Origin of the sequence: Streptomyces nanhaiensis (genome assembly GCF_046614825.1) — a bacterium.
In the GTDB taxonomy this organism is placed as follows: Bacteria; Actinomycetota; Actinomycetes; order Streptomycetales; family Streptomycetaceae; genus Streptomyces; species Streptomyces radiopugnans.
In genome coordinates, this window is the sequence record NZ_JBKJFM010000222.1 from 1 (window position 1) to 7,099 (window position 7,099).

The 7,099-nt window shown below is 74.0% G+C and carries 7 protein-coding genes; 1 reads left to right on the forward strand and 6 read right to left on the reverse strand.

What is annotated here, in order from left to right:
• The 4 genes from ACLIYP_RS28405 to ACLIYP_RS28420 all read right to left on the reverse strand — a co-directional run.
• Positions 1–795 (reverse strand): NAD(P)H-hydrate epimerase (locus tag ACLIYP_RS28405; RefSeq protein ID WP_412715962.1); only part of this gene is annotated, 795 nt, incomplete at its 3' end.
• Between the two features lie 127 nt (positions 796–922).
• A complete protein-coding gene (locus tag ACLIYP_RS28410) occupies positions 923–1,291 on the reverse strand; it encodes a holo-ACP synthase (protein ID WP_412715963.1) in 369 nt (122 codons plus the stop codon).
• 58 nt (positions 1,292–1,349) lie between these two features.
• The gene (gene glmS, locus ACLIYP_RS28415) at positions 1,350–3,197 is read right to left on the reverse strand and encodes a glutamine--fructose-6-phosphate transaminase (isomerizing) (RefSeq protein WP_412715964.1); all 1,848 of its coding nucleotides are present in this window, start codon (positions 3,195–3,197) and stop codon (positions 1,350–1,352) included.
• Between the two features lie 36 nt (positions 3,198–3,233).
• Positions 3,234–3,476: a hypothetical protein gene (locus ACLIYP_RS28420; protein ID WP_412715965.1), complete on the reverse strand. Its 243-nt coding sequence runs from the start codon at positions 3,474–3,476 to the stop codon at positions 3,234–3,236.
• A 256-nt stretch (positions 3,477–3,732) separates the two neighbouring features.
• On the opposite strand from ACLIYP_RS28420, the gene coaA reads away from it, so the two are divergent.
• Complete coding sequence (coaA, locus tag ACLIYP_RS28425; protein ID WP_093660736.1) at positions 3,733–4,713, forward strand: type I pantothenate kinase; 981 nt, start codon at positions 3,733–3,735, stop codon at positions 4,711–4,713.
• A gap of 181 nt (positions 4,714–4,894) precedes the next feature.
• Here the strand turns inward: coaA and glmM are convergent, their stop codons facing one another.
• Complete coding sequence (gene glmM, locus ACLIYP_RS28430; protein WP_412715966.1) at positions 4,895–6,253, reverse strand: phosphoglucosamine mutase; 1,359 nt, start codon at positions 6,251–6,253, stop codon at positions 4,895–4,897.
• A gap of 246 nt (positions 6,254–6,499) precedes the next feature.
• Positions 6,500–7,003 carry a 30S ribosomal protein S9 gene (gene rpsI / locus ACLIYP_RS28435; RefSeq protein ID WP_093851435.1) on the reverse strand — a complete coding sequence of 168 codons (504 nt, stop codon included), beginning with the start codon at positions 7,001–7,003 and terminating at the stop codon, positions 6,500–6,502.
• Positions 7,004–7,099: the final 96 nt, after the last annotated feature.

The following is a 7,099-nucleotide window of genomic DNA, read 5'->3' on the forward strand; positions in this document are numbered from 1 at the left end:
CGCGCCCGGGTAGCGGGCGGAGCCGGCCGCGACGCCGACCACGCCGCGCCGGTACTTGTCGCTCTCGGCCGACGGGCGGGGCAGCAGGGCGGCCACGTCCGCGTGCTGCGCGGCGCGCACCACCGGCTCGGCCGCCTCCAGGTACGGGCCCAGGCCGATGTCGACCAGCCGCAGCGCCCCGGCGTGCTCGCGCGCGGGATCGACCAGCAGGCCCGGCTTGTACGCCCCGAAGGTCACCGTCGCCGCCGCCCGCACCGCCACACCGCGCACCTCTCCGGTGTCGGCGTCCACACCGCTGGGCAGGTCCACGGCGACGACGGGCACCCCGGCCGCCTCGACGGCGTCGGTGATCTCCACCGCGTCCGGCCGCAGGCCTCCCCGGCCGCCGATGCCGACGATGCCGTCCACCACCAGATCGGCCCGCCGCACAAGCGCGGGCACGTCGGCGGGGGCGCCCTCCAGCACGGTGCGGGCGGCGGGGGACGCGACGGCCCGGCCCCCGGCCGCCCGCAGCGCGGCGAGCCCGCCGGCGTGGACCTTCTCCGGACTGAGCAGTACGGCGGTCACCCCGGCGCCGCGCCGGGCCAGGTACGCCCCGGCGAAGAGCGCGTCCCCGCCGTTGTCGCCGCTGCCCACCAGCAGGACGATCCGGGTGCCGTAGACGCGTCCGAGCATCCCGGCGCAGGCGGCGGCCAGCCCGGCGGCGGCGCGGCGCATCAGCGTCCCGGCGGGCAGGCGCGCCATCAGCTCCCGCTCGGCGGCCCGTACGGTCTGCACGCTGTAGGCATCTCTCATGCCCTCAGTGTGACTGCCGGCCGCCGGGCCCACCCGGGAAACGGCCGCCCTTCGGCGACCGGTTCCCGGCGGTCGCTTCCCGGCGACCGGTTCCCGGTGGCCTGCTCCGGCGGCCGGCCTCCCGCCGTCAGCCCTCGGCGACCACGAAGGCCGTCGCCACCCCCGCGTCGTGGCTGAGGGAGACGTGCCAGCGGCGCACGCCCAGCTCGGCGGCGCGGGCGGCGACGGTGCCGGTCACCCGCAGCAGCGGCTGACCGTGCTCGGAGGCGTGCACCTCCGCGTCCGTCCACACCAGTCCGCCGGGCGCGCCCAGCGCCTTGGCCAGGGCCTCCTTGGCGGCGAAGCGCGCCGCCAGGGAGGCCACCGAGCGCCGCTCCCCGCCGGGCAGGGTCTGCTCGGCGGGGGTGAACAGCCGCTCGGCCATGGCGGGGGTGCGGGCCAGCGCGCCGGCGAAGCGGTCGATCGAGGTGACGTCGATCCCCACCCCGACGATCATCCGCGTCCCCCCGCCCGCCGGGCGCGCCCGCCGCGCGCCGTCCGACCGCTGCGCGGACTCACTCCACCGTCACCGACTTGGCCAGGTTGCGCGGCTGGTCCACCTCGTTGCCGCGGGCAGTGGCCAGCTCGCAGGCGAAGACCTGCAGCGGCACGGTGGCCACCAGCGGCTGGAGCAGGGTGGGCGTGGCGGGGATGCGCACCAGGTGGTCGGCGTACGGCACGACCGTCTCGTCGCCCTCCTCGGCGATGACGATGGTCCGCGCGCCCCGGGCCCGGATCTCCTGGATGTTGGAGACGATCTTGTCGTGCAGCACGGAGCGGCCGCGCGGCGACGGCACGACCACCACCACCGGCAGGTCCTCCTCGATCAGCGCGATCGGGCCGTGCTTGAGCTCGCCGGCCGCGAAGCCCTCGGCGTGCATGTACGCCAGCTCCTTGAGCTTGAGCGCGCCCTCCAGGGCGACGGGGAAGCCCACGTGGCGGCCGAGGAAGAGCACGGTGTCCTTGTCGGCCAGGGAGCGGGCCAGCTCCCGCACCGGCTCCATGGTGGCCAGGACCTTCTCGACCTCCGTGGAGATCTGCGACAGCTCCCGGATCACCGAGCCGATCTCGTCGCCCCACTTGGTGCCGCGCACCTGGCCCAGGTAGAGGGCGACGAGGTAGCAGGCGACCAGCTGGGTCAGGAACGCCTTGGTGGAGGCGACCGCGACCTCGGGCCCGGCGTGGGTGTAGAGCACCGCGTCGGACTCGCGCGGGATGGTGGAGCCGTTGGTGTTGCAGATGGCCAGCACCTTGGCGCCCTGCTCTCGGGCGTGGCGCAGCGCCATCAGGGTGTCCATGGTCTCGCCGGACTGGCTGATGGCGACGACGAGCGTGCGCTGGTCCAGGATCGGGTCCCGGTAGCGGAACTCGCTGGCCAGCTCGGTCTCGCAGGGGATGCGCGTCCAGTGCTCGATGGCGTACTTGGCGATCATCCCGGCGTGGTAGGCCGTGCCGCACGCCACGATGACGACCTTGTTCACCTCGCGCAGGACGTGGTCGGGGATGCGCACCTCGTCCAGGGCCAGCCGGCCGGCCTCGTCGATGCGGCCCAGGAGGGTGTCGGCGACCGCCTTGGGCTGCTCGGCGATCTCCTTGAGCATGAAGTAGTCGTAGCCGCCCTTCTCGGCGGCCGAGGCGTCCCAGTCCACGTGGTAGGCGCGGGTGTCGGCGGGGGCACCGTCGAAGTCGGTGACCGTCACCCGGTCCCGCTTCAGCTCCACGACCTGGTCCTGGCCCAGCTCGATGGCCTCGCGGGTGTGGGCGATGAACGCGGCGACGTCGGAGGCGAGGAAGTTCTCGCCCTCGCCGACGCCGACCACCAGCGGCGAGTTCCGCCGGGCGCCGACGACGGTGTCGGGCTCGTCGGCGTGGACGGCGACGAGGGTGAAGGCGCCCTCGAGGCGGCGGCACACCTGCCGCATGGCCTCGGCCAGGTCGCCGCAGGAGGAGAAGTTCTCGGCGAGCAGGTGGGCCACGACCTCGGTGTCGGTCTCGGAGGTCAGCTCGTGGCCGCGCTCGGCCAGTTCCGCGCGGAGCGCGGCGAAGTTCTCGATGATGCCGTTGTGGACGACCGCGACCCGCCCGGAGTTGTCCAGGTGCGGGTGCGCGTTGGCGTCGGTCGGCCCGCCGTGGGTGGCCCACCGGGTGTGGCCGATGCCGGTGGCGCCGGCCGGCAGCGGGCGCTCGTCCAGCAGCTTGCCGAGGTTGCCCAGCTTCCCGGCCTTCTTCGCGGCGGCCAGCCCGCCGTCGGCGAGGACGGCAACGCCCGCCGAGTCATAACCGCGGTACTCCAACCGCTTCAGTCCCGCGATGACGACGTCGAGGGCGGACTGCCCTCCCACATAACCAACGATTCCGCACATGCGATGCAGCCTAAGGGCAGTCGGGGGCGGGAAGTGTCAGCGCCCTCGCCCTATTCGTCCGACCGCCCGCCTGACGATCTCCAGGTACTCCGCCTCCTCGCACCCCGGCCTGCCGCCCGGCCGGTAGGTGTCCAGCACGTCGTCCGGGTGCTCCCCCAGGTCCTCTTCGGGCAGTTCGTCCAGGAGTTCCTCCCACGCCCGGGCGTCGCACGCCTCGGCGGAGGTGCGCGCGGTGAAGCGGCGCCGCGCTGTGCGGGAGCGCCGGAACGGCAACGGCATACGGATCCCCTCCGGACCGGTGGTACGCGGGCCCCGCCGGAGCGGGCAGGGACCCGCACGGCGGGTGCACACACATGGAGCAAGCGCGCGAATGCGGTCAACGTATCCGCGCCGGCCCGCCACGTACACCCCCTCGCACGCACATCTGTGCTGCTGATCACATGGGAACGGCCGTGAGACCGGCCGCGCGCGGCCCGACAATGGGCCCGTGTCCACCCCCGTCACCGCCCCCGGGCCCTCCACCGCGTCCGCCGCCCTGTCGCAGCAGCGCCGCGGCCGGCCGTCCGACGCGAGCCCCTTCGTCGACCTGGGGCGGGCCGAGTGGAGCGCCCTGCGGGAGAAGACCCCGCTGCCCCTGACCGCCGCGGAGGTGGAGGAGCTGCGCGGGCTCGGCGACGTCATCGACCTCGACGAGGTGCGGGACGTCTACCTGCCGCTGTCCCGGCTGCTCAACCTCTACGTCGGCGCCACCCACGGGCTGCGCGGCGCGCTCAACACCTTCCTGGGCGACGCGGGCGGCGGGCACGGCGCCCAGCGCGGCACCCCGTTCGTCATCGGGGTCGCCGGCAGCGTCGCGGTCGGCAAGTCCACGGTGGCCCGGCTGCTGCGGGCGCTGCTGGCCCGCTGGCCCGAGCACCCGCGTGTGGAGCTGGTGACCACGGACGGCTTCCTGTTCCCGAACGCGGAGCTGCACCGGCGCGGGCTGATGTCGCGCAAGGGCTTCCCCGAGTCCTACGACCGCCGGGCCCTCACCCGGTTCGTCGCGGACGTCAAGTCGGGCCGGGAGGAGGTCACCGCCCCCGTCTACTCGCACCTGATCTACGACATCGTCCCGGGCGAGGTGCTGACGGTGCGCCGCCCCGACATCCTGATCGTCGAGGGCCTCAACGTCCTCCAGCCGGCCCTGCCGGGCAAGGACGGCCGCACCCGGCTGGCCGTGGCCGACTACTTCGACTTCTCCGTCTACGTGGACGCGCGCACCGAGGACATCGAGCGGTGGTACCTGGGCCGCTTCCGCAAGCTGCGCGAGACGGCCTTCCAGAACCCGTTCTCCTACTTCCGCAGGTACACGCAGGTGTCGGAGGAGGAGGCACTGGACTACGCGCGCGGGATCTGGCGGACGATCAACCGCCCGAACCTGGAGGAGAACATCGCCCCGACCCGGGGCCGCGCCGGCCTGATCCTGCGCAAGGGGCCGGACCACAAGGTCCAGCGGCTGTCGCTGCGCAAGCTCTGACCGGCCGCCGGACGCGCACCGCCGGGCGGCGGAGGCCGGCCGTTCCGCCGCACCGCACGGAGGGCGCGGCCCTCGCCCGGGGCGCCGCGCCGGAGGAACGGGCGCGGGGGCGGCCACCGGCCGCCCCCGCCTCCTGCCGTCGCAACCGGACCGCGCGCTCCGGCGCGGTCCGCGCCGGAGGTCAGCCCAGCGCCGACTTGACCTCGTCCGCCAGCCGCTCCGCCACCGCACGGGCCTGTTCGAGATCGGCCGCCTCGACCATCACCCGCACCAGCGGCTCCGTGCCGGAGGAGCGCAGCAGCACCCGGCCGGTCTCGCCCAGCTCCTTCTCCGCCTGGTTCACGGCGGTGGCCAGCCGGGCCGATGAACCGACCCGGGTCTTGTCCACGTCCCGCACGTTGATCAGCACCTGCGGCAGCCGCCGCATGACGCCCGCCAGCTCCGCCAGGGGCCGGCCGGTGGCGGCCACCCGCGCGGCCAGCATCAGACCGGTCAGGGTGCCGTCGCCGGTGGTGGCGTGGTCCAGGGCGATCACGTGCCCGGACTGCTCACCGCCCAGCGAGTAGCCGCCGCGCTTCATCTCCTCCAGCACGTAGCGGTCGCCGACCGCCGTCTGGAGCAGCTCCACGCCCTCGCGCTCCATCGCCAGCTTGAAGCCCAGGTTGGACATCACCGTGGCCACCACGGTGTTCCCCCGCAGCGTCCCGGCCTCCTTCATGCCCAGGGCCAGCACGCTGAGGATCTGGTCGCCGTCGACCTCCTCGCCCGCCGCGTCCACGGCCAGGCAGCGGTCGGCGTCGCCGTCGTGGGCCACGCCCAGGTCGGCGCCGTGCTCGACGACGGCCGCGCGCAGTCCTTCCAGATGGGTGGAGCCGCAGCCGTCGTTGATGTTGAGCCCGTCGGGCTCGGTGGCGATGGTGACCACCTCGGCGCCCGCCCGCGCGAACGCCTCGGGGGAGACCCGCGCCGCCGCGCCGTGCGCGCCGTCGATGACGACCTTGAGCCCGTCGAGCCGGTTGGGCAGGACGCCGACGAGGTGGGCGACGTACTTGTCGAAGCCCTCGTCGTACTCCTTCACCCGGCCCACCCCGGCGCCGGTCGGGCGGTCCCAGGGCTCGCCGGAGGCGTGCTCGCGGTAGGTCCGCTCGATGCGGTCCTCCAGCTCGTCGGCGAGCTTGTGGCCGCCGCGGGCGAAGAACTTGATGCCGTTGTCGGGCATGGGGTTGTGGCTGGCGGACAGCATCACGCCCAGGTCGGCGCCGAGCGCGCCGGTCAGGTACGCCACCGCCGGGGTTGGCAGCACGCCCACTCGCAGCACGTCCACGCCCGCGCTGGCCAGCCCGGCCACCACCGCGGCCTCCAGGAACTCCCCGGACGCGCGCGGATCACGTCCGACCACCGCCACCGGGCGATGGCCCTTGAACGTGCCCGCCTCGGCGAGCACGTGCGCCGCCGCGACCGACAGACCGAGCGCCATTTCGGCGGTCAGGTCGGCGTTGGCGACCCCGCGCACACCGTCCGTACCGAAGAGTCGTCCCACCGTGGTTCCTCCGAGTTCCGAGCTGAGCTCTCCGGGCCTGCCGCGGACCCGGTCCATCCAGGTATACGCCCCTGGGCGGCGGATGCGGCACGGCCGTACACCCGGCATGCCGACGGTCGCCCCACCGGACGCGCCGGTCCGGGAGTCAGCGGCGGCCCGAAGACGAGCGCCCCGACGCACCGTGACGGTGCTGTCGGGGCGCTCATCGGCGGATCCCAGGGGTTCCGGCGGACAGCAGGGCGCGGATCAGCGCTTGCTGTACTGGGTGCCCTTGCGCGCCTTCTTCAGACCGGCCTTCTTCCGCTCGACCGCGCGGGCGTCGCGGGTCAGGAAGCCGGCCTTCTTCAGCGGGCCGCGGTTGTTCTCCACGTCCGCCTCGTTCAGGGCGCGGGCCACGCCCAGGCGCAGCGCGCCGGCCTGGCCGGAGACGCCGCCGCCGCTGATGCGGGCGATGACGTCGTAGCGGTTGTCCAGCTCCAGAACCTTGAACGGCTCGTTGACTTCCTGCTGGTGCACCTTGTTCGGGAAGTAGGCCTCCAGGGTGCGGCCGTTGATCTTCCACTGGCCGCTGCCCGGCACGATGCGCACGCGGGCGATGGCGTTCTTCCGGCGCCCGGTGCCGGCGCCCGGCTGGGGCTCACCGAAACGGGACGCGAGGGACTCGGTGGTGTACTCCTCGACGCCCTCGGGGGTCTCGGTGGTGTACTGCTCGACCTCTTCGATCGGGGTCTCGGCGGTGGTCTCGGCCACGGTTCTCCTCAGCTCTCTTCAGTCTTGGTTGTGGCCGGACTACTGCGCGACCTGGGTGATCTCGAACGGGACCGGCTGCTGGGCGGCGTGCGGGTG

Excerpts from the sequence above, each read along its gene's own strand:
- ACLIYP_RS28410 (WP_412715963.1), bottom strand. The coding sequence starts at position 1,291 with ATGATCGTCGGGGTGGGGATCGACGTCACCTCGATCGACCGCTTCGCC.
- glmS (WP_412715964.1), bottom strand. The coding sequence starts at position 3,197 with ATGTGCGGAATCGTTGGTTATGTGGGAGGGCAGTCCGCCCTCGACGTC.
- ACLIYP_RS28420 (WP_412715965.1), bottom strand. The coding sequence starts at position 3,476 with ATGCCGTTGCCGTTCCGGCGCTCCCGCACAGCGCGGCGCCGCTTCACC.